Origin of the sequence: Bacillus cereus group sp. MG20, assembly GCF_040459885.1 — a bacterium.
GTDB classification, from domain to species: domain Bacteria; phylum Bacillota; class Bacilli; order Bacillales; family Bacillaceae_G; genus Bacillus_A; species Bacillus_A cereus.
The window spans coordinates 2739410-2762766 of sequence record NZ_JARVHF010000001.1 but is presented as its reverse complement, the minus strand read 5'-3'; the positions used below and the strand labels follow the sequence as shown (position 1 = coordinate 2762766).

Below are 23357 nucleotides of genomic sequence, written 5' to 3'. Positions count from 1 at the left end.
ATATGTCCTTTATTGATGAAGAAAATTATCGTATGAAACGTGCAGGAAAAAAGAAGCATAAAGGTATAGTTCTTTCTAGTATAGCGGGAACAATTGTAGGAGCTTCTTTATTTGCGTTTGGAGCTCCTTTATTTTCAAATTCTGCTGATACGCTTCCGCAAGCTGAAGCAAGCGGAAGTAATATGGCCGAAGCTCAAGGAATTAAACAGATTAGCTTTGTAGATGCTGTTGATCGTGCATCTGAAGCTGTTGTGGGTGTTATTAACATTCAACGAGATAACTTTTCAGAGGCAGATTCAGAGGCTGGTACAGGATCAGGAGTAATTTATAAAAAGACAAATGGTCAAGCTTATATTGTAACGAATAATCATGTTGTAGCTGGAGCGAATCGTATTGAAGTAAGTCTAAGTGACGGTAAGAAGGTTCCTGGAAAAGTATTAGGAACCGATGTAGTCACAGATTTAGCTGTATTAGAAATAGATGCAAAGCATGTGAAAAAAATAATTGAAATTGGCGATTCTAATACTGTTCGCAGAGGAGAGCCAGTTATTGCGATTGGAAATCCACTTGGACTGCAATTCTCTGGAACTGTTACGCAAGGTATTATTTCAGCTAATGAACGTATTGTCCCTGTAGATTTAGATCAAGATGGACATTATGATTGGCAAGTAGAAGTGTTACAAACAGATGCGGCGATTAACCCAGGGAATAGTGGCGGTGCGCTTGTAAATGCAGCAGGACAATTAATTGGTATTAATTCAATGAAAATTGCTGCAAAAGAAGTAGAAGGAATCGGACTGGCTATTCCAGTGACTAGGGCTGTTCCGATTATGAATGAACTTGAGAAGTATGGAAAAGTAAGAAGACCGTATGTTGGGATTGAACTTAGGTCATTAAATGAAATTCCAAACTATTATTGGTCAAAAACATTACATTTACCAGGTACTGTAACAGAAGGAGTTTGTATTTTGGATGTGAAAAGTCCTTCGCCAGGCGCGGATGCTGGTTTAAGAGAACATGATGTTATTGTGGCAGTAGATGGAAAACCGATTCGCGATATTATTGGATTCCGCACGGCCTTATATGATAAGGAAATTAATGATAAAATGACTCTTACGTTTTATCGTGGTACAAAAAGAGTAACAACAACAGTGAAATTAGGCATTCAAAAGTATTAAAAACAGGAGGGCCTACCTCCTGTTTTCTATTGTAGAAAAGTGAGGTGAAGAAAATGAATTTACCTTGTTGTTTAGAACATGTTGAATTAGCGTTAGATATTATTGTGGATGAGTGTGAAGTTGCGCCGGTTATCAACAGTGTGGATAACTCAGAAAAAGAGAAAAAAACATGTGAATTTTGTCAAAATGAGGCGACATATGTTGTATCGAACACAGATTCTCACACAATATGTGGGTAGTGTTTGTGGATATGTGGATAAGTTTTGTGGATAACATGTTTGTAAGGTGGAGGATACGTGTGAATATCTCGATTATTTCAATTGGGAAATTAAAAGAAAAATATTTGAAACAAGGTATAGCAGAATACTTAAAACGATTATCAGCATACGCAAAAGTAGAAGTAATTGAATTGCCAGATGAAAAGGCACCAGAAAATTTAAGTGAAGCAGAAATGTTAATTGTAAAGGAAAAAGAAGGTATACGTATACTGGATAAAATTTCTGATAACACGCATGTGATTGCATTAGCTATAGAAGGAAAGCAAAAGTCATCAGAAGAATTTGCGGTCAGTCTAGATCGCCTTGCTACATACGGAAAGAGTAAAGTCGCATTTGTAATTGGTGGATCACTCGGACTAAGTTCAGAAGTAATGAAGCGTTCAAACGAATCACTTTCTTTTTCAAAGATGACATTACCACACCAATTAATGCGATTAGTGTTGCTTGAGCAAGTGTATAGAGCGTTTCGGATTAATCGTGGGGAACCTTACCATAAGTAAGGTATTCTATGTAAAACAAAGGTAAGACGCTGATATTATCATATTTATTTTATTATGCCTATAACTGGAGGCTATGTGAATGGTAAGTGATCAGACGAGATATTCTAGGCTCGCGAATATAACAAAAATAATAAATACAAAATTAGAACTACGTGAAGTATTACAGCGTGTGACAATGGCGATATCAGAGGAGATTGTTAGGTGCGATGCTGTTGGAATTTATTTACCCCAGGAAGATGGAACATTTAGAGGGTTTGCAGGAAAACCAGAGACCATAAATGGCGTAACGCTCGATACTCAGGTAATTGATCCTGAAGTAGATTTACTGGCAAAAGAAGTTATTGAAACGAAAAAAACCATCTATATTCCTGATACCTCAAAGGATCATCGACCAGATCCGAGACCCGTTGATGCGTTTAAAATTAAGTCCTTATTAGCTCTGCCTATCTCATTTAGGCAAGAGTTATTTGGTCTGGTTTTTTTATTTGATTATGGGATTCCGATGAACTTAACAGATTCAGAAATTCAAAGTGTTGAAGCTTATGTAAATATGGCCGCGGTCGCAATTCAAAACGCAAATAATTTAACACAAAAGGAAAACCTTATTGCTGAGAAGCAGCTGTTACTAAATGTTACCCGTGATTTATCAATGTGTGCCTCAATACAGGAGAGTTTTGATAAATGCTTTTTTTACTTAGATCAGATTTTAGAAAGTAAAAATATGACTGCCCACCTTCTAGATCCGCTAGACAAAACAACGATTAAAACAACGAAATTAAGTAAGGGCTGTGATTGGACAGAAGCGGATTGGACAGAGAAAAGCTATGAAGCCAAGATCCAAGAGGTTATTCAAACAAAAAATATAGATAGTAAGGATTTATTGATGATTCCATTGGTTTCAATGGGAGAAGTATTAGGGGTAATCGTCGTTGGTAAAGAAGGAAAAGCTCACAATTACGATAATTCTCAAATTCAACTAGCAAAATCTATTGTTGATGCCACAGCCCCTACGTTTTCAAATTTGTTATATATGGATAAACTAGAAAGTATAGTGGAAGAGCGAACGGGAGAGCTAGCTGCTGCTAATGAAAAAGTTACAAGTGTGATTGAATGTATTACGGATGGATTCTTTACTTTAAATAATAAATGGGAATTTACGTACGTAAATAAGCACCAATATTTTCCGCAAAGAAAAACAGCAAAAGATGTATTAGGAAAGAATATATGGGATGTTTTCCCGAGTGACATCGACACAGTTATGTATAAGGAATTTCATCGTGCAATGTCAGAGCGAACTACAGTTCATTTCGAATTTCTTTCTACTGCAGATGAATATTGGCACGAAGTTATTGCATACCCGTATGATGATGGTATTTGCTGTATTTTTAAAAACATAACGGAAAAAAAGAAATATGAACAGGAATTGAAAAGATTATCTAACATTGATTTAATAGGGCAAATGGCAGCAGGTATCAGCCATGAAATTAGAAATCCAATGACAACGGTACTAGGATTTTTGCAGTTATTAAAAGAAGAGAATACCTATGAGAAACATAATAAGTACTTTCATTTAATGATTGAAGAACTTAACCGTGCCAATTCTATTATTACTGAATTTCTCTCAATGGGGAATACAAGGAAATTGGATTTACAGATGTTAGATTTAAATTCAATTATCCGCGATATTATTCCTTTAATAAAGGTTGATACGCACAATCAAAATAAGTATATTCAAGTCGATACAAATGACATTCCGGAATTACTTTTAAATCGTAATGAGATACGGCAATTATTAATGAATCTATATCGTAATGGCTTAGAAGCGATGGATACAGGGAAAGTTCTAACCATTAGAACCTACAAGGAAGGTCAAAATTGTGTGGTGCTTGCAGTGCAGGATCAAGGAAAAGGTATTAGGCCTGAAGTATTAGAGAAACTGGGTACGCCATTTTACACGACCAAAGATAATGGAACTGGATTGGGGTTAGGTGTATGTTATGCCATTGCTGCCCGCCATAATGCAAAAATAGAAATTAAAACAGGATCAGAAGGCACTACCTTTTTTGTTAAATTTAATTATGAAAATAATAAAAAATAAGCTTATTTAGAATAGTTATGATGAACCGTATCATAAATAAATTTATTCTTTGCATATAAAAAGGATAAAGAGACCATTGGACAAAAATTACCGATGGTCTTTTAAATATTATTAGATGGTATGTAGATTTCCTAAAATAAGTATGTTTCTATTTCCATAAAAATATGCTGTAATATGAAGAGGAAAAAAGTATAAGTAGTTAGAGAAGTGAGGAATTAAAGGTGAAGAAGTTTAAGAAGTTTTACTTGGAGATTACGAGTGTATGTAATCTTGCGTGTAGCTTTTGTCCGCCGACGGAAAGGCAGAAGCAATTCATTTCTGTAGAGGATTTTGCTAAAAGATTAGACCAAATTAAACCTCACACAGACTACATTTATTTGCACGTGAAGGGGGAGCCGTTGCTCCATCCGAAAATAGATCAACTATTAGACTTAAGTCATGAAAAAGGGTTTAAAGTTAATATTACAACGAACGGAACGTTAATTAATAAGAGAAGGCATAGGCTGTTAAATAAGCCCGCGTTAAGACAAATGAATTTTTCACTGCATAGTTTTGATGGACACCCAGGTTCGCAAGATAAAGAGGGCTATGTAAGGAGTATACTTTCCTTCATTAGGGAAGCGACAAGTCAATCAGATTTAATTGTATCGTTAAGGTTATGGAATTTAACTCAGGATAATAAAACAAATGCTGAAATTCAGAAAAATAGGGAGTTATTATCCATAATTGAAAATGAATTTGATCTATCTTATCAGATTGAAGAGAAGCTTACACCAGGAAAAGGTATAAAAATTGCAGAACGTGTCTTTATTAATCAAGACTATGAATTCCAGTGGCCAGCATTACATGAAGAAGAGGATGATGGGAAAGGATTCTGTCATGGACTTCGTAATCAAGCAGGGATTTTAGCGAATGGGACGGTTATTCCTTGTTGTTTAGATGGTGAAGGGATTATTAACCTTGGAAATATTAATAACGATTCATTTTCTAACATTATAGAAGGTGAAAGAGCAACAAACATTGTCGATGGATTTTCCAAAAGAGTTGCGGTTGAAGAGCTTTGTAGGAAATGTGGATATCGTAAAAGGTTTGGGAAGTAAATATGAAATAAGCCCTCATAGAGCGAGGGCTTATTTTTTATTCTTGATAAGAATGCTCTAATTCATCAATTAATGAACCAACGTAAGAAACAGCTTGACGGATTGCATCTGGTTTTGACATATCTACTCCGGCATGTTTCATTAGTTCAAGTGGTTTCATTGTACCACCAGCGCGAAGCACATCTAACCAGCGATCAATAGCAGGTTGTCCTTCATCTTTAATCATTTGAGCTACTGCAGTAGATGCAGTGAGGCCTGCGGAATATGTGTAAGAATATAGACCCATATAATAATGAGGCTGACGCATCCAAGTTAAGCCCGCACCTTCATCGATTTCTACAGAATCTCCCCAGAATGTCGAAAGGACATTTGTTTTAATTTCAGTTAAAGTTGTAGCTGTAAGGGGCTGTCCTTCTTCTGCTAGAGCATATACTCTACGTTGGTATTCACCCTCAAGTAAATGAGTAACAAAGTTGTGATAATATGTGCCGAGTAGTTGTAGAATGACCCATCTGCGCATCCTCTTATCGTCAGTAGTCGCTAGTAAATGCTGAGCTAATAGTAATTCATTCATAGTTGATGGTGCTTCAACAAAGTACATAGATGGGCGTACGTTCATGATACGTTGGTTTTTATTTGCTAAATAGAAATGACCAGCATGTCCAAATTCATGTGCTAATGTGAAGCATCCACGCATCGTATTTTGCCATGTAATTAAAATATAGGGATGAGAGCCGTATGGACTTGAGCAAAATGCCCCTGTTGATTTGCCTACGTTATCTGCAAGATCTACCCATCTTTCTTTGAATCCTTTTTCGATTATGGAACTATATTCATCGCCTAATACTTTTAAAGAATCTTGAATGAGCGTGGCTGCTTCTTCATAAGTAATCGTCGGATTAAATTCGGGATCTAAAGGTGCATGTAAGTCGCAGAAAAGCATTTGATCGAGTCCTAATGCTTTCTTTTTTAAATCTGCAAAACGGCGCATATGAGGTGCTAATTCTTTATAAATAATATCAAGTTGGTTGTTATACATTTCAAGTGGAACCTTTTGTGGTTCTAATAGCATATGGGTAACGGATTCATATTTACGTAAACGAGAAAGTGTTACTTGTTTTTTTACTTCGGTAGCATATGTTGTTGCAACTGTATTTTTATATCGTTTCAAGGTGGAAACAAATGATGAGTATGCTTTTCTACGTATGTATGCGCTTGGAGAAAATTCATATTTGCTTTCAAATAATGCGAAAGAAACAGGGAGTTCGTTTCCTTGTTCGTCTTGTATAGAAGTGAAATCCATATCTGCCAATTTAGTCATGCCGTAAATTTTGTATGGAGAACTATGAACTTCGCCAAGTGCAGCAAGTGCTTCTTCTGTTTCAGGAGAGAGTGTGTGCTGCCTTTTTTTGAGTATTTCTAGTAACGACTTACGGAAAGGTTCGAGTTTTGTTTCTTCAGTTAAATATTTTTCAATTGTTCCTTCGTCGAATGAGAGGATTTCATTATGAATAAAGGATAGTGCAGTATGTACTTTCGTCCATAAAGCAGAAATTTTGGAAGAGTTCGCTTGAATAACTGGATTTGTACGATCAGTAGATTCTTTTAAATTTGCATATGAGTACAGTTTTGTTAACTTCATTAAAAGCTCTTCTTCTAAAAGTAGGCAATTTAATAAAGTTGTGGAGTTAGTATGTAAACGTCCTTTAAATGCATCAAGTTTCTGTATATCATTTTCTAATATGTTTAATGCGGTATGCCACTCATCATTGGACTTATACAAATCAGACAAATCCCATTTTAGTTCGTTAGGTACTTCCGCACGAACAAGACGATTCTCAATTATAGTTTTCATGTCTTATATCCTCCTTATTAAAAGCATCTAAAAATATGATACTAGAAAATTCAGTAAAATAAAAATATTTAACATTTTTATATATGAAAAAGAAGGAGAAGCATAGGAATGCTTCTCCTTCTTTTTAAATTTAAGAATTAATATACTTTGTCACCATTAAAAATTGAGTTTTTCACGACAACATAATCTACAGTACGAATAGCATCTAGTTTTGTTCCACCAGCGTAAGAGATAGAAGATTGAAGATCTTGTTCCATTTCGATTAACGTATCTTCTAAAGAACCTTTATGCTCAACGAACATTTTCTTACCTTCAACGTTTTTCTTCTCACCCTTTTGGAATTCAGAAGCAGAACCGAAGTATTCTTTATAAAGTTTGCCATTTCTTTCAATTGTTTCCCCTGGAGACTCTTCGTGACCAGCGAATAGAGAACCGATCATGACCATAGTTGCCCCAAATCGAATAGATTTAGCTACGTCGCCGTGTGTACGAATACCACCATCAGCGATAATTGGCTTACTTGCAGCTTTTGCACACCAACGAAGTGCAGCTAGCTGCCAACCACCAGTTCCGAAGCCTGTTTTAATTTTAGTAATACAAACTTTACCAGGTCCAATACCAACTTTTGTTGCATCGGCACCAGCATTTTCTAATTCTCTTACCGCTTCGGGAGTTCCAACGTTTCCAGCGATAACGAAGCTCTCTGGTAAATGTTTTTTAATATGTTGAATCATGTTAATCACAGCATTAGAATGACCGTGTGCGATATCAATCGTGATATATTCAGGTGTAAGTTGCTCAGCAGCTAATTGTTGTACGAATTCATATTCGTCCTCTTTTACACCAACGCTGATAGAAGCGATTAATCCACGTGATTGCATATCTCTAATGAATGAGATTCGTTTCTCTGGTTGGAAACGATGCATGATATAGAAGTAATTGTTTTCAGCTAAATAAGTTGCGATTCTTTCATCAATAATCGTTTGCATATTTGCAGGCACGACAGGTAATTTAAATTTATGTTTTCCTAAAGTGACAGTTGTATCACATTCAGAGCGGCTATTTACAATACATTTTGCAGGAATTAATTGAATATCTTCATAGTCGAATACGTTTTCCATCATTTACACCCCTAAAATACGAATATTTTATTTTTATTAATCAAAAATGTTCGTCCATAGGATAATTTACATTATTTTTATTAAGAAGTCAAAGGATTTCTTAACATTTTTTTAAAAAGTAGATTTTATATCTGAAAAAAAACGTTAAAAACGAATTTAAAACGTTTTTTCAATTGTATTGTTCGTTTATGAAAAAGGTTGAAAAATTGAGATAATTATACAAGGTTGTATGTATTCTTTTTATTTTTTGGTAGGGTGAGGGTACTATGAAAGGGTTAATGCTAACAATACGAGCAAAAGATGTTATCAATTAGTTGAACAATATATGAAATGATAAGGTTTATTTCTATATAAAAAGATGAATCTGATATGATCCACCTTTTTATGTGAGGTTTCAAGTATAATAAGTAGGGTGATAGTAACGTATACAAAAGATAAAAAAGAAAATAATACAGAATAAAATGAGGTTAATATATGAGTAAAAAAAGTTTTTCTGATTATAAATTAAGTAAGGAAATTGTAAGGGCGCTTACTGGGTTAGGATATGATCATCCAACAGAAGTACAAGGTGAGGTTATTCCAGTCGCATTACAAAAGAAGGATCTTGTTGTGAAGTCCCAGACTGGAAGTGGAAAAACAGCTTCATTTGGTATTCCGCTTTGTGAAATGGTGGAGTGGGAAGAGAATAAACCACAAGCATTAGTTTTAACACCGACGAGAGAGCTTGCGGTACAGGTAAAAGAAGATATTACAAATATAGGTCGATTCAAAAGGATTAAGGCTGCGGCAGTTTATGGGAAATCTCCATTTGCACGTCAAAAATTAGAATTAAAGCAAAAGACACATATTGTAGTTGGGACTCCTGGTCGTGTGTTGGATCATATTGAAAAGGGTACCCTTTCTTTAGAGTGTTTGAAGTATTTAGTTATTGATGAAGCAGATGAGATGCTAAATATGGGCTTTATCGATCAAGTAGAGGCAATTATTGATGAATTACCTATAAAAAGAATGACAATGCTATTCTCAGCAACACTTCCAGAAGATGTTGAAAAATTGTCTCGTACATATATGAATTCACCAACTCATATCGAAATTAAAGCAGCTGGGATTACAACGGATAAAATTGAACATACTCTTTTTGAGGTGATAGAAGACGAGAAGCTTTCACTACTTAAAGATGTAACAATGATTGAGAATCCTGATAGTTGTATTATTTTCTGCCGTACACAAGAAAATGTAGATCATGTATATAGACAGTTAAAACGAGCTAACTATCCTTGCGACAAAATACATGGTGGTATGGTACAAGAAGATCGTTTTGAAGTTATGGATGATTTTAGAAAAGGGAAATTCCGTTATTTAGTAGCAACAGACGTGGCTGCGAGAGGAATTGATATTGATAATATTACACATGTTATTAATTATGATATTCCACTTGAAAAAGAAAGCTATGTACATCGTACTGGAAGAACGGGACGAGCTGGAAATAGTGGAAAAGCTATTACATTTATAACACCATATGAAAATAGATTTTTAGAAGAGATTGAGGATTATATTGGTTTTGAAATTCCAAAGGCAATTGGACCTTCAAAAGAAGAAGTTATGAAAGAGAAAGCTGCATTTGAAGAAAAGATACATGCTAAACCAATTATAAAGAAAGATAAAAATGCTGACATAAACAAAGGCATTATGAAGCTGTACTTTAATGGCGGAAAGAAAAAGAAAATTAGAGCGGTAGATTTCGTCGGTACAATTGCTAAAATTAAAGGTGTTACAGCAGAAGATATAGGCATTATTACGATACAAGATAACGTTTCTTACGTTGAAATATTAAATGGAAAAGGACCACTTGTCTTGAAAGTCATGAAGACTACAACGATTAAAGGGAAACAATTAAAAGTGCATGAGGCAATTAAGTAAATAAAAAACTATCCACTTTAATAGGTGGATAGTTTTTTATTTATGATTTTTTCAAATCATCAACTAGTTGCTCTGCTAAACGTCTATACATATTACTCATAGTCACAAAGGATGTTAGTAGTAGAAATTTTTCTAGCTTTGTATCTTCTAAGGAAGAAATCTCATTTACTTCTGTAACACGTTTATTTACGTCTTGTTTAAAGCTTTCGACATTGCTTTCAGTAAGAGCAAGATAATTTTTATATACCGCATTTAATTCGAATGAATCATCGTTTAATAAGGAGTCATTTATATTTTCTAATGAACTTTTTATATCGTTAATGGAGAGTGCGCCCTTTAATTGGTAAATTAGGCTAATTAAAATCATATGCTCTTTTGAATACTTTTTATTTTTGATAGGGATAAATAGTTTCCCTTTTGCGTAATTATTAATCATCGTTTTTGTTAATACTTTTTCATCGTCAGTTCTTGTTGTATCTGCATAAGTATTCTCAAATAGTTGGACAACTTGGTCTACATATAAGTCAACATTTGGAATATCCTCAAGTTTAATATTTTTTTCTAAATGTAATGTCTCAAGTAATTCATTTATATTTTCCACGTAAAATCCCTCACTTTTATAACTTAGTGGAACTTAATGTTTAATATATCTTTAAATATGGTATTACGAAACAAATGAATTGTAAATGTTGACCTTAAAAAGAAATGTGTATATAATTACATGTAGTTATTAAAACTACATGTAATTATATGAGGGGTGTTATTATGAATACTTATGTAAGGGAACCAGTTAACGCATTTACTCACTTAGGTGGAGCGATATTATCATTTATTGCCTTATTAGCTATGCTTGTGAAAGTTTCTATTAAGATGCCATCATTTGCTGCAATTACAGCTGTTATTTTGTTTGGTATTGGAATGATGGTCCTTTATACGGCATCAGCTGTGTATCATAGTGTTGTGGCCAATGAACGTGTTATTTACTTCTTTAGGAAGCTAGATCATTCTATGATTTTTATATTAATTGCAGGTACATATGCACCCTTTTGCTTAATTACATTAAATTCAGCAAGTGGTTTACTATTATTTTGTTTAGTTTATGCAACTGCGATTTGTGGCATTGTATTTAAGATGTTTTGGTTTAATTGTCCAAGATGGTTATCGACAGCAATTTATATTACGATGGGTTGGTTAATTGTTTTATTCTTTGCACCGTTAGCTGAAAATTTAAGTACAGGAGGCATTATTTTCTTAGTACTTGGAGGCATTTTTTATACAATTGGTGGATTTATTTATGGAACAAAGCCAAAATGGTTAGAGTTTAAATATATGGGGCATCATGAAATTTTTCATGTTTTTGTATTATTAGGTAGTCTTGCGCATTTTCTAAGTGTATATTGTTACGTAATTTAATAAAAAAACGCCACATAATAAAAATTATGTGGCGTTTTTTTATTACCTGATTAGAATCATATATGTTATAAAATTATTATGGGATAAAATGTAAGTTTCTGTGTTCGCATGTTAAACATAGGATAAGAAATATGTGATATACTTTGAGAAGTTTATAATGAATGAAATATGGAGGACTATAATTATGGCAATACTTGTAACAGGTGGAGCAGGATATATTGGTAGTCATACATGTGTAGAATTACTAAATAGCGGTTACGAAGTTATAGTAGTGGATAACCTTTCGAATAGCTCGGTAGAATCTATAAATCGAGTGAAAGAAATAACAGGAAAACAATTTAAGTTTTATAAAGAAGATGTTTTAAATCATGAAGCAATTGACGCAATTTTTGAAGAAAATGCAATTGACGCAGTTATTCACTTTGCAGGGTTTAAAGCTGTAGGGGAGTCAGTAGCGATTCCATTAACATATTATCATAACAACATTACAAGCACGTTAGTGCTATGTGAAGTAATGCAGAAACATAATGTTAAGAAGATGATCTTTAGTTCATCTGCAACTGTATATGGTATTCCAGAAACGTCACCGATTACGGAGGAGTTTCCATTAAGTGCAACAAATCCATATGGTCAAACGAAATTAATGATTGAGCAAATTATGCGTGATGTAGCATTTGCAGATGCAGAATGGAGTATCGCATTACTTCGCTATTTCAATCCATTTGGTGCACACGAAAGTGGGCGTATCGGAGAAGATCCAAATGGAATTCCAAATAACTTAATGCCATATGTAACGCAAGTAGCAGTAGGTAAGTTAAAAGAATTAAGTGTATTCGGAAATGACTATCCAACGAAAGATGGAACGGGAGTCCGTGATTACATTCATGTTGTGGACTTAGCAAATGGTCACGTAAAGGCGCTTGAGAAAGTACTGAATACAACAGGAGTAGATGCTTATAACCTAGGCACAGGCATGGGCTATAGTGTACTAGAGATGGTTAAAGCGTTTGAAAAAGTTTCGGGCAAGAAAGTTCCTTATAAAATTACAGAGCGTCGCCCAGGTGACGTGGCAGTGTGTTTTGCTGATGCATCTAAAGCAAAGCGTGAATTAGGCTGGGAGGCAACACGCGGATTAGAAGAGATGTGTGCAGATTCTTGGAAATGGCAATCAAATAATAAAAATGGCTATTTAGAAGTTTAATGATGAATAAAAAAATGACCTTTGCATAAAAGCAAGAGGTCATTTTTTATTAAGTTTATTAGCGAACCTAGAAAAGAACGTTTGCTGTTTTAAATGATATGATTTTACAATATCTTATGCTAGAAGATAGTAGAATGAGATAGAGGAATGTATTATTTTATTAATTTTTTATAGAAATTGAAAGCGTATTATTGAAAAGTATTCCAACACTTGTATCATTGCTAGAGTCCGTTTATAATCAAGGAATCCTATTTCATATTTTGATAGGATTATTTATTATTGAAAGCGTTTTAAGTTTCCTCTTTTTTGAAGTAGGAGGTCTGACTTATTCAGATGAAAAATTATGTATGTAGTTTTAAATGGGAAGAAAAATAATATCAGTATCACTTTATAGTGTGGGGAGGTTAAAAGTGTGAAAGGTAAAGATTTTCACACGAATATATATGGGTTATATAGGATTATTACTTTCAGGGGCAGCTTTATTTTTAAATAGTCTTGTTATATTAGGGAAAGCAGAGATGAAAAGTGCGGGTGTTTTTAATTTATTTGTGGGTGCACTACAAATTATTATTCCGTTTTATTTGATCATGATTTCTGACCAAAGCAATTGGACAGTGTATTCATATGCGGCTACTTTCTTATTTGGATTAACTTATTTATATGTAGGTGTTACTTTTATAAAAGGAATGGATAGTAGTGGTCTAGGATGGTTTTGTATTTGGGTAGCAATTATTGCTTTATTCTATATGGTTGTTTCATTTGTTCAATTCCATGATGTTGTTAATGCATTAACGTGGTTTATGTGGGCATTACTTTGGTATTTATTCTTTGTATTAAATACACAAAAGAAGAACATCAATCAATATCTTGGAAGGATTGCCTTCGTACAATCATGGGTAACATTGACTTTACCTTCACTATTTTATTTTATGGGAGTATGGGGAGAGAGATTCGTATATGAACTATGGGTTTATGTATCAGTAATTTCTATTTTGTACTTCTGTTATTGTATTTATAAATATCGAGTACGTTAATATATGATCTGCATAAAAGCATGGAATCGTTAAACTGATTTCATGCTTTTTTATATATTAGCGTTTTATAATAAAAGAGGTGGTATCTCATAAATCATGAAAATGGGGATGATGAAATTGAAGAAGGTGTTGGTGCTAGGAGGAACAAGGTTTTTTGGTAAACATTTAGTAGAGTACCTTTTGCAAGCTGGACACGATGTAACAATTGCCACAAGGGGAGTTACTGAAGATTCTTTTGGTAGCGCAGTAAAAAGAATAATTGTCGATAGAGAAGATAGAAAGCTACTAGAAGAGCGTCTAGAAGGAAAAAGTTATGATATTGTATACGATAATTTATGCTATAGTTCAAATGCAGCGAAAATGGTATGTGAAGTTTTGAAAGGAAAAACGAAGAAGTATATTATGACATCTTCAATGGCTGTCTATGAACCTGCATTAAGTTTGTTAGAAGAGGACTTTAATCCATACGAATATGCAATTACATATGGAGATAGAAATGATTTTAATTATAGTGAAGGAAAGCGATTAGCCGAAGCGGTTTTATTTCAATATGCAACATTCCCAGTCGTTGCAGTGCGTTTTCCAGTTGTTATTGGAGAAAATGACTATACGAAAAGGTTACAATTTTACGTTGAATGTGTTGTGAACCAAAAACCTATCGTTGTGGATCATGTAGATGGAACTTTGTCATTTATACATGAAAAAGAGGCAGGAGAGTTTCTAGCTTGGTGCGGAATGGAAAATGTGAAAGGACCAATTAACGCCTGTAGTAACGGGGTAGTTTCTACGGAAGAAATTATTCATTTCATAGAAGAGAAGACGGGAATAAAAGCACTCATCCAGGAAGCTGGAGAAAATATAGCTCCTTATAATGAGGTAACTAACTGTACGTTACATAATGGAAAGGCTCGTAAATTCGGATTTTTGTTCCGAGAGCTGAAACTAGAAATAAAAAATGTTTTAAAACATTATATAAATACAATGAAGTAATCATAAATCCCCCGGTGGCAATCCGGGGGATTCTGGAGGATTTCGACAATACTGATTTTACATTACCAAATTTACCTTATACATACGACTAATGTTTTTGTGATTGAATTGCTTGTAAATACTTCTCGTTTACTTGGTCCCAGTTTACTGTATGCCACCAATTGGTAACAAACTCTGGGCGCCGATTTTGATACTTTAAATAATAAGCATGTTCCCATACATCAATTACGAGTAAGGGGATTTTCCCTTCTTGCAAAGGCGTATCTTGATTTGGTGTACTCATAACAGAGAGTTCCTCACCGTCAAGAACAAGCCATCCATAGCCACTTCCAAAACGACTAATAGCTGCTTTGGAAAGTTGATCTTTTAAGTTGTCAAAGGTATTGAAATAATAATCAATTACTTTTGCAACGTCTCCATTAGGCTCACCGCCACCTCGTGGGCTCATCACTTCCCAAAAAAGACTATGACAATAGTGACCACCACCGTTATTTCTTACAGCTGTAACAATTTCCTTCGGTAAAGCATCTAAATTACATAGCAATTCTTCTAAAGATTTATTATGTAATTCAGTATAATTTTCTAAAGTAGCATTTAAATTGTTTACGTATGTCGCATGGTGCTTTCCATGATGAATGGAAAGTGTATTGCTATCGATATGTGGCTCTAGTTCATCATAGTCATATGAAAGCTTTGGCAATTGAAATGAAGACATAACATTACCTCCTTTCTATTTAAAAAAGTTGGTCTAGGTAAAAATACTTTACCTGAGTCAAAAATACACCCATTTTCCATATAAGTCAATAGTAAGTCTGTTAATTTTCTGAAAAATATTACAATAAAAGTAACACTCTCAATTTCATTTGTGACTCCTATCCTTTTTGCTTATACTGTAAAGTAGCAAGGTTTTGTTGAAATAGAAGGAGATTGTTTATGAGTAAAACGAAACAATTAATAGAGGAAGCAAGTAATTTTATTACGATTTGTTATAAGGAGCTTCATAAAGAACAATTGATAGAAGAACGTATAAAAGAAATTCAAATTGAGATAGAGAAGACAGGGACATATGAGCATACATTTGAAGAACTTGTTCATGGTTCACGAATGGCATGGCGTAACAGTAATAGATGTATTGGAAGACTATTTTGGAGTAAGATGCACATATTAGATGCGCGCGAAGTAAATGATGAAGAGGGTGTATATAATGCATTAATTCATCATATTAAATATGCAACGAACGATGGAAAAGTTAAACCAACCATTACGATTTTTAAGCAATATCAAGGTGAGGAAAATAATATACGAATTTATAATCACCAATTGATTCGATATGCAGGATATAAAACAGAAATGGGAGTGATCGGTGACTCGCATTCCGCTACATTTACGGACTTTTGTCAGGAGCTTGGCTGGCAAGGAGAAGGTACGAATTTCGATGTATTGCCACTTGTATTTTCTATAAACGGGAAGGCGCCTACATATAAAGAAATTCCGAGGAAAGAAATAAAAGAAGTGCCAATTGAACACCCAGAATACCCTATTTCATCACTTGGAGCAAAATGGTATGGGGTTCCAATGATTTCAGATATGCGCTTAGAAATTGGCGGTATTTCTTATACAGCCGCTCCGTTCAATGGATGGTATATGGGAACAGAAATTGGGGCGCGCAACTTAGCGGATCATGATCGTTATAATTTACTTCCGGCTGTTGCGGAGATGATGGATTTAGATACATCGAGAAACGGTACGTTATGGAAGGATAAGGCGCTAATTGAGTTGAATATTGCCGTACTACACTCTTTTAAAAAACAAGGAGTTAGTATTGTTGATCATCATACTGCTGCACAACAATTTCAGCAATTTGAGAAGCAAGAAGCTGCTTGTGGTCGTGTTGTAACAGGTAATTGGGTGTGGCTTATTCCACCATTATCTCCAGCTACCACTCATATTTATCATAAACCGTATCCGAATGAAATTTTGAAGCCAAATTTCTTTCATAAATAATATTTAGTGCAGTTTTTTTCTGCAAAATATATTTTTTTTAATTACTGTTATGTAGCAAATGGAAGCCTTTACTCTCGGTTATTTTTGGAAGAGGATTTTTGAACCAAGGAGTTCCTTATGTTATAATCAAATTTCTGTTTCGAAGACCTTATAGAAATATAAGGTCTTTTGTTTTGCTTTTTTATGTAAGAGAAAGAGATTTTTTCTTTTTAATAAGGGATTTGGCATATTTTTAGGGACAACATAAGTATGTGGGAAGTCGATAAAATGTTATGCATATATAATTATTGTGTTTTGGGTTTAAACAATAAAACATAATAGAGTTGTTTTTTTAGATTGCTGAGGAAGGAGGAAGTGTAAATGAGGATGAAGAGTCGAAAAACTGATTGGCCTGTATTTATTATTAGCGGTGGTTCACTTTTATTATTTGTAATTGCAGTTTTTTTGAACAAGGATTATGTAGAGAGTGCGATTAATAACAGTTTCGCTTTTTCAATTAAATATTTTGGTGCCTTCTGGCAAGTTTTATTATTAGGTACATTTATTGTTGCGATGTGTATGGCGTTCTCCAAATATGGGAGAGTTAAACTTGGGGGATTAGAAAAACCTGAGATTAGTACGGCAAAATGGCTTGCTATTATTATGTCTACATTACTTGCCGGAGGTGGCGTTTTTTGGGCAGCAGCAGAGCCAATGTACCATTTGATGACGGTGCCACCAATACATGATGGTATATCTGCTGGAACGAAAGAAGCAGTTATGCCTGCTTTAGCACAAAGTTATATGCATTGGGGATTTTTAGCATGGACGATTTTAGGTACAATTAGTGCGGTAGTTATGATGTATGGACATTATCATAAAGGTATGCCGCTAAAACCTCGAACGCTTTTATATCCTATTTTTGGGGAAAAATTAAGAAAGAGCCTGCTTGGAACGATAATTGATGCAGCTGCAATTATTGCAGTAGCTGCAGGTACAATTGGCCCAATTGGATTTTTAGGTTTACAAGCAAGTTATGGGTTACAAGAATTATTTGGAATTTCTGATGTATTCACTACTCAATTAACAATTATTGTTTGTGTAGTGGCCGTGTCTACCATATCGGCAGTAACAGGTATTGATAAAGGGATTCAAATTATAAGTAATTTAAATGTTAGATTAGCAATTTTGTTAATGGCATTCATATTACTATTTGGGCCAGGTGGATTTATTATTGATTCGTTTGTTTCTTCGTTTGGATTTTATGTAAGTGAGTTTATACCGATGAGCACATACCGTGGTGATACAAGTTGGTTAGGATCTTGGACAATCTTTTTCTGGGGATGGTTTATTGGATACGGACCGATGATGGCAATTTTAGTGAGTCGAATTTCAAGAGGGAGAACGATTCGAGAAATCATCGTTGCAATTGGAATTATCGCACCTATTATTACAACGTTTTGGTTTACTATATTAGGTGGATCAGGTGTGTTTTATGAGTTAATGAATCCTGGTTCTATCTCGGACGCATTAAGTGAATCTGGTATGCCGGCAGCTATGATTGCAATTACAGGACAATTGCCACTTTCTAATATTATTGGACCAGCATTTCTTTTATTAACAATTTTATTTGTAGTGACAACAGGAGATTCAATGGCGTATTCCATTTCAATGGCAGTGACTGGAGACGGAGATCCTAGAATTAGTTTGCGAATTTTTTGGTCGCTTATTATGGGAGCAGTTGCAGCAATTCTTTTATATATGGGTGAAGGAAGTATTAATGCGCTACAATCGTTTATCGTAGTGACGGCAGTTCCGGTATCAATTTTGTTATTCCCGATGCTATGGTTAGCGCCTAAAGTTGCGGGAGAATTAGCATTAAAACAAGGTATTGTAAAAGAAGAAGATAAAACTGCATTCTTATTTCAGAAGGCTAGTAAATCAAAATAAATAAAAACGTAAAAGAGGAAGCATCTTAAATGAGATGCTTCCTCTTTTACGTTTAATCTAATACTTTTCCCTTTGTTTCTGGTACACATAGTAGCATTGTAATTAACCCGATTGGGTAGATGATAAAAATCAGGGACAATGCTCCAAGTAGGTTGCCACCTGTAGCGAGTAAGCCGATAATAACAGGCCCAAATCCAGCTAATCCACGCCCTGTACCGAAAATAAAGTTTTCTGCGGTAGAGCGAGCTTCAGCAGGATAGTTTTCAGCTAAAATTGCCCCAAATCCTCCCATCATTCCATTTGCAAAGAATCCAAGCAATGCACTTCCCCATAATAATAATGTTGAATCTGTGAATAAGAAGAAGTAAATGAGACAGTATACTGTACCGCCAATATAATAAATTGCAAAAGTTTTACGACGACCAATTTTATCAGCTAGAATACCAAAGGTTGCAATTCCAATTAGCATACCGATGGTAGAAATGAACATCCAGCCACTTGCTTTTGCTAATGTATAGTTATATTTATTTGCTAAAATAGTTGGCATCCATGTGAAGATTCCGTAATATCCGAAGTTCTGGATAAATGACATAATAATAAGACCGATTGTTGTGATTGTTACTTTTTTACTGGCAAATAACTTTCGAAGTGGGAATTTTTTTATATGTTTTAGTTGTTCTGCTTCAGTAGGTGTTAATTTACCTGCAGCTTCTTTTTGCAATAGTTCTTTTTTGTAGCGTTGTTTTTGCTCCCATATTTTCGGTTCACTTAAACTTTTACGGACATAGACGGCTAGTAAAGCTGGAATTAATCCAAATAAGAAAACGGCTCTCCATCCAAAATGCGGGACAATAAATGCTGGAAGGAGTGAAGCAACCAGTACACCAAATTGCCATCCAAGTGCAACAACAGATGTCGCTTTAGCGCGCATTTCTTTAGACCATGTTTCTGTTACAATGGCCATTCCGATTCCGAATTCACCACCAACTCCCATTCCAACTAAAAAGCGAAGAATTAATAATTGCCAGTAGTCTGTTGCGAAATAGATGAGTGCGGTTGCTAGTGAAAACAGTAAGATTGTGAAGGCCATTGTACGAATACGTCCAAATAAATCAGCAATAAATCCAAATAAATAAGAACCAATTAACATCCCTATTGTGGTAGCTAATGTTAAGTTTCCACCTTCAACAGGACTTAAGTGAAACTCTTTTAAAATATAGACAAGTACGAAAGATAATAGCAACATATCTAAACCTTCTGCTGCATATCCTAGCGCAGAACCAAATAATGTTTTATATCTTTTCGCTTTCGTCTCCTCTGTTATTTGTTGTACATCAGTAGTGACGTTCATTATTACTCCTCCTTATTTTCTACAGTCGCTATGGAAGAATAACAAAAGGCCTTCTCACCTGATATGATGAGAAGGCCAAAAAAGCATACGTATCCCAAAAAAAGAACATACGTATATTGTATTCCGACTTCCTTCTCAACCTCACGGGGTTGGGTTAAAGGACTGTATTATATTACTTTATTTTTAGCACTCTTCTATTGTATTGTCAAATAAAGAGGAAGTTATTATGTGTAAAATATTTCAAAAAATATTTCGTTCTTCTTGACGCCGACTTCATTATTTTCCCATAATAAAACTAACTAAATAAAAAGGAATGAATCAAAGATGCTAAATTTAGTACTCATGATGATTGAACGAGTCGGACTTATAGTTATTTTAGGATTTTTACTCTCTCATATTAAAACTTTCAGACGTCTCCTTCATAAACAGGATGGCTATGTAGATAAGCTTAAGCTTATTTGTATTTTTTCGGTATTTACAATTGTAAGCAATTACACTGGGATTGAAATAGCAGGAAATACGATTATGAATGAAAATTGGTTACAAGGTGTTTCTTCGTCAAGTACAATTGCGAATACGCGTATTATGGGTGTTGGTATTAGTGGCTTACTTGGTGGCCCTATCGTAGGGGTTGGAGTAGGGTTTATTGCTGGTATTCATCGTTATATGCTTGGTGGTACGACAGCGCTAAGTTGCGCAATCTCTTCTATTTTAGCGGGGATTATAACTGGTTATATCGGATATATTTTCAAAAAATATAATCGTACAATTACTCCTAAGTTTTCAGCAGTTTTAAGTGTTTTTATCGTATCTTTAGAAATGGTTATGATTTTATTAATTATAGAGGATGGAATTAGCGTTGTGAAAACAATAGCGATACCGATGATTCTTGTAAATAGTTTTGGAAGTTTTATTTTACTTTCTATGATACAAGCTATTTTGCGTCAGGAGGAGAATGCAAAAGCACTTCAGACTCATAAAGTATTGCGTATTGCTGATAAAACGTTACCGTATTTTCGTCAAGGTTTAACAGAAGAATCGTGTAAGCATGTGGCACAAATTATTCACCGCTTTACAGGAACGGATGCGGTATCTTTAACAGATACAGAGAAAATATTAGCGCACGTTGGATTAGCATCAGATCACCATATTCCTTCACATAGTTTAATAACTGGTTTATCAAAAGAGGTTTTACATACAGGGCAAATAATGAAGGCGAAATCACGTGAGGTTATTAATTGCCAACATGAAAGCTGTCCCTTACAAGCCGCTATTGTTATTCCACTAACTTCACATGGAAATACGATAGGTACATTAAAACTGTATTTCAAAAATTCTAACCAGTTAAGTCGCGTTGAAGAAGAATTAGCAGAAGGGTTAGCAAAGATATTCTCCACGCAGTTAGAGTTAGGAGAAGCTGAGTTGCAAAGTAAATTACTTCAAGATGCGGAGATAAAAGCATTACAAGCACAAATTAACCCGCACTTTTTATTTAATGCGATTAATACAGTATCAGCTTTATGCCGAACAGATGTAGAAAAAGCAAGGAAGTTATTATTACAGCTGAGCGTGTATTTTCGTTGTAATTTGCAAGGGGCACGTCAGTTATTGATTCCACTAGAGCAAGAATTAAACCACGTACAGGCATACTTATCATTAGAACAAGCAAGGTTCCCAAATAAGTATGAGGTAAAGATGTATATTGAGGATGAGCTAAAGACAACTTTAGTACCACCATTTGTTCTTCAACTATTGGTTGAAAATGCACTGCGACATGCTTTTCCGAAGAAGCAACCAATATGCGAAGTGGAAGTGCATGTTTTTGAAAAAGAGGGTATGGTTCACTTTGAAGTAAAAGATAATGGACAGGGAATTGAGGAAGAACGTTTAGAACAATTAGGAAAGATGGTAGTTTCATCAAAGAAAGGGACTGGAACAGCTTTATATAATATTAATGAACGTCTTATTGGGTTATTTGGGAAAGAAACGATGCTTCATATCGAAAGTGAATTAAATAAAGGGACGGAGATTACCTTTATTATTCCAAAAAAAGTAGGGGAGGAAGAGCCGGGTGTTAAAAGTATTAGTAGTTGACGATGAAATGTTAGCACGTGATGAACTAAAGTATTTATTAGAGAGAACGAAAGAAGTTGAGATAGTTGGTGAGGCTGATTGTGTGGAAGACGCATTAGAAGAACTAATGCAAAGTAGACCAGATATTGTGTTTTTAGATATTCAATTATCCGATGATAACGGATTTGAAATCGCGAATATATTAAAGAAGATGAAAAATCCACCTGCAATTGTATTTGCTACTGCCTATGATCAATATGCGCTGCAAGCATTTGAAGTAGATGCGTTAGACTACATTTTAAAACCATTTGATGAAGAACGTATTGTGCAAACATTAAAGAAGTATAAAAAACAAAAACAAGCGCAAATAGAAACGAAGCACGAAATAAAGGGGACAGATGTAGCAGCAGAGATGCATAAATTAGCATTACCAATTGAAGAATCAATCGTACTTGTGAATATTGAAGACATTATATATGTAGGGCTTGTAGATGGGAAAGTAACAGTAAAAACAATGAGGGAAACGTATGTAACACATGATACACTTGTAATTTTAGAGAAGAAGTTACCACAAGCAAGCTTCATGCGCATCCATCGTAGCTTTATTGCGAATATTAATCATATTACTGAAATTCAGCCATGGTTCAATTCTACTTATAATTTAATCATGAAAGAAGGATCGAAAGTACCTGTTAGCCGTACATATGCAAAAGAACTCAAGAAGCTGCTTCGTATTTAAGAAGCAGCTTTTGTATTTCATCCTTTTATATTTGTAACTGATTCTGTATATTTGACGTTCTGTTATGTAAACGCTTACTTTAGTGTTTATATCCTATACAATAAAGGTACCAAATCGAAAGAGGTGGCCAAAATGAGTACGAAAAAAGTATATAGTTTCTTATCACAAGCATTTATATTCTCAGCTATTATGTTAATTTCAAATATTATTGCAACGCATTTACCAATTCCAATGCCTTCATCGGTAATCGGGTTAGTTATTTTATTTAGTCTATTATGTTTAAAAGTAATTAAATTGGAGCAAGTTGAATCACTTGGAACAGCTTTAACCGGCATTATCGGATTCCTTTTCGTCCCATCAGGTATTTCAGTTATTAATTCTCTTGGTGTAATGGGGCAATACTTTGTACAAATTTTAACTGTAATTGTTGTAGCAACAGTTATTTTACTCGCTGTAACAGGATTATTTGCACAATTCATTTTAGGAAAAGATGAAAAAGAAACAGAAGATACAAAAGAATTGAAAATAGTAAATAAAGGACGCAAGCACGGAAAGGTTGCGTAACCATTGAAT

Annotated in this window: 20 protein-coding genes; 15 read left to right on the top strand and 5 right to left on the bottom strand. The window is 34.5% G+C overall.

Features of this window, described 5'->3' with window-relative positions:
* Positions 1 to 2: 2 nt before the first annotated feature.
* The 5 genes from QCI81_RS14125 to QCI81_RS14105 all read left to right on the top strand — a co-directional run bounded on the left by QCI81_RS14125 (position 3) and on the right by QCI81_RS14105 (position 5154).
* Complete coding sequence (locus QCI81_RS14125) at positions 3 to 1178, top strand: S1C family serine protease (protein ID WP_000008032.1); 1176 nt, start codon at positions 3 to 5, stop codon at positions 1176 to 1178.
* Between the two features lie 53 nt (positions 1179 to 1231).
* Positions 1232 to 1417, top strand: coding sequence for a CxxH/CxxC protein (locus tag QCI81_RS14120; RefSeq protein ID WP_001052833.1), 186 nt, complete (start codon positions 1232 to 1234; stop codon positions 1415 to 1417).
* 59 nt (positions 1418 to 1476) lie between these two features.
* Positions 1477 to 1956: a 23S rRNA (pseudouridine(1915)-N(3))-methyltransferase RlmH gene (gene rlmH, locus QCI81_RS14115; RefSeq protein ID WP_266132488.1), complete on the top strand. Its 480-nt coding sequence runs from the start codon at positions 1477 to 1479 to the stop codon at positions 1954 to 1956.
* Between the two features lie 79 nt (positions 1957 to 2035).
* Entirely contained in the window at positions 2036 to 4054 is a 2019-nt protein-coding gene (locus QCI81_RS14110; RefSeq protein WP_353810834.1) for a GAF domain-containing sensor histidine kinase, read from the top strand.
* 221 nt (positions 4055 to 4275) lie between these two features.
* Positions 4276 to 5154: a radical SAM/SPASM domain-containing protein gene (locus QCI81_RS14105; RefSeq protein ID WP_000713633.1), complete on the top strand. Its 879-nt coding sequence runs from the start codon at positions 4276 to 4278 to the stop codon at positions 5152 to 5154.
* Positions 5155 to 5191: 37 nt separating this feature from the next.
* Here QCI81_RS14105 and pepF read toward each other — a convergent pair whose 3' ends face one another.
* Together pepF and guaC are read right to left on the bottom strand one after the other, a co-directional pair.
* A complete protein-coding gene (gene pepF / locus QCI81_RS14100; RefSeq protein WP_353810833.1) occupies positions 5192 to 7009 on the bottom strand; it encodes an oligoendopeptidase F in 1818 nt (605 codons plus the stop codon).
* Positions 7010 to 7146: 137 nt separating this feature from the next.
* Complete coding sequence (gene guaC, locus QCI81_RS14095) at positions 7147 to 8130, bottom strand: GMP reductase (protein WP_353810832.1); 984 nt, start codon at positions 8128 to 8130, stop codon at positions 7147 to 7149.
* Between the two features lie 474 nt (positions 8131 to 8604).
* Between guaC and QCI81_RS14090 the strand changes: the two genes are divergently transcribed.
* Positions 8605 to 10050, top strand: a complete 1446-nt coding sequence (locus QCI81_RS14090; RefSeq protein ID WP_353810831.1) for a DEAD/DEAH box helicase — start codon at positions 8605 to 8607, stop codon at positions 10048 to 10050.
* Positions 10051 to 10090: 40 nt separating this feature from the next.
* Here the strand turns inward: QCI81_RS14090 and QCI81_RS14085 are convergent, their stop codons facing one another.
* Positions 10091 to 10651 (bottom strand): DUF1836 domain-containing protein, encoded by a 561-nt coding sequence (locus QCI81_RS14085; RefSeq protein ID WP_000427876.1) that lies wholly within the window; start codon positions 10649 to 10651, stop codon positions 10091 to 10093.
* Positions 10652 to 10815: 164 nt separating this feature from the next.
* On the opposite strand from QCI81_RS14085, the gene trhA reads away from it, so the two are divergent.
* From trhA to QCI81_RS14065, 4 genes are all read left to right on the top strand, one after another.
* Positions 10816 to 11463, top strand: a complete 648-nt coding sequence (gene trhA / locus QCI81_RS14080) for a PAQR family membrane homeostasis protein TrhA (RefSeq protein WP_001099728.1) — start codon at positions 10816 to 10818, stop codon at positions 11461 to 11463.
* 184 nt (positions 11464 to 11647) lie between these two features.
* Positions 11648 to 12664 carry a UDP-glucose 4-epimerase GalE gene (gene galE / locus QCI81_RS14075; RefSeq protein ID WP_098852046.1) on the top strand — a complete coding sequence of 339 codons (1017 nt, stop codon included), beginning with the start codon at positions 11648 to 11650 and terminating at the stop codon, positions 12662 to 12664.
* Positions 12665 to 13107: 443 nt separating this feature from the next.
* Positions 13108 to 13698: an AmiS/UreI family transporter gene (locus QCI81_RS14070; RefSeq protein ID WP_098675377.1), complete on the top strand. Its 591-nt coding sequence runs from the start codon at positions 13108 to 13110 to the stop codon at positions 13696 to 13698.
* A 96-nt stretch (positions 13699 to 13794) separates the two neighbouring features.
* The gene (locus QCI81_RS14065; RefSeq protein ID WP_100910525.1) at positions 13795 to 14688 is read left to right on the top strand and encodes an NAD-dependent epimerase/dehydratase family protein; all 894 of its coding nucleotides are present in this window, start codon (positions 13795 to 13797) and stop codon (positions 14686 to 14688) included.
* Between the two features lie 88 nt (positions 14689 to 14776).
* Here QCI81_RS14065 and sodA read toward each other — a convergent pair whose 3' ends face one another.
* Positions 14777 to 15403, bottom strand: coding sequence for a superoxide dismutase [Mn] (gene sodA, locus QCI81_RS14060; RefSeq protein ID WP_000094037.1), 627 nt, complete (start codon positions 15401 to 15403; stop codon positions 14777 to 14779).
* A gap of 218 nt (positions 15404 to 15621) precedes the next feature.
* On the opposite strand from sodA, the gene QCI81_RS14055 reads away from it, so the two are divergent.
* Both QCI81_RS14055 and QCI81_RS14050 read left to right on the top strand, forming a co-directional pair.
* Entirely contained in the window at positions 15622 to 16692 is a 1071-nt protein-coding gene (locus QCI81_RS14055; RefSeq protein WP_353810830.1) for a nitric oxide synthase oxygenase, read from the top strand.
* A gap of 360 nt (positions 16693 to 17052) precedes the next feature.
* Complete coding sequence (locus tag QCI81_RS14050) at positions 17053 to 18621, top strand: BCCT family transporter (protein WP_081144057.1); 1569 nt, start codon at positions 17053 to 17055, stop codon at positions 18619 to 18621.
* 52 nt (positions 18622 to 18673) lie between these two features.
* Here QCI81_RS14050 and QCI81_RS14045 read toward each other — a convergent pair whose 3' ends face one another.
* On the bottom strand, positions 18674 to 19972 hold the full coding sequence (locus tag QCI81_RS14045; protein WP_016513283.1) for an MFS transporter: 1299 nt from the start codon (positions 19970 to 19972) through the stop codon (positions 18674 to 18676).
* Positions 19973 to 20296: 324 nt separating this feature from the next.
* Here QCI81_RS14045 and lytS point away from each other — a divergent pair, with 324 nt between their 5' ends.
* The 3 genes from lytS (at position 20297) to lrgA (ending at position 23348) form a co-directional block, all read left to right on the top strand.
* Positions 20297 to 22066, top strand: coding sequence for a two-component system sensor histidine kinase LytS (lytS, locus tag QCI81_RS14040; protein ID WP_000933592.1), 1770 nt, complete (start codon positions 20297 to 20299; stop codon positions 22064 to 22066).
* Entirely contained in the window at positions 22044 to 22784 is a 741-nt protein-coding gene (locus QCI81_RS14035; RefSeq protein ID WP_000921848.1) for a LytR/AlgR family response regulator transcription factor, read from the top strand. Before lytS ends, QCI81_RS14035 begins: the two co-directional genes overlap by 23 nt.
* 132 nt (positions 22785 to 22916) lie before the next feature.
* The gene (gene lrgA, locus QCI81_RS14030; protein WP_053563271.1) at positions 22917 to 23348 is read left to right on the top strand and encodes an antiholin-like murein hydrolase modulator LrgA; all 432 of its coding nucleotides are present in this window, start codon (positions 22917 to 22919) and stop codon (positions 23346 to 23348) included.
* The last annotated feature ends 9 nt before the right edge of the window (positions 23349 to 23357 follow it).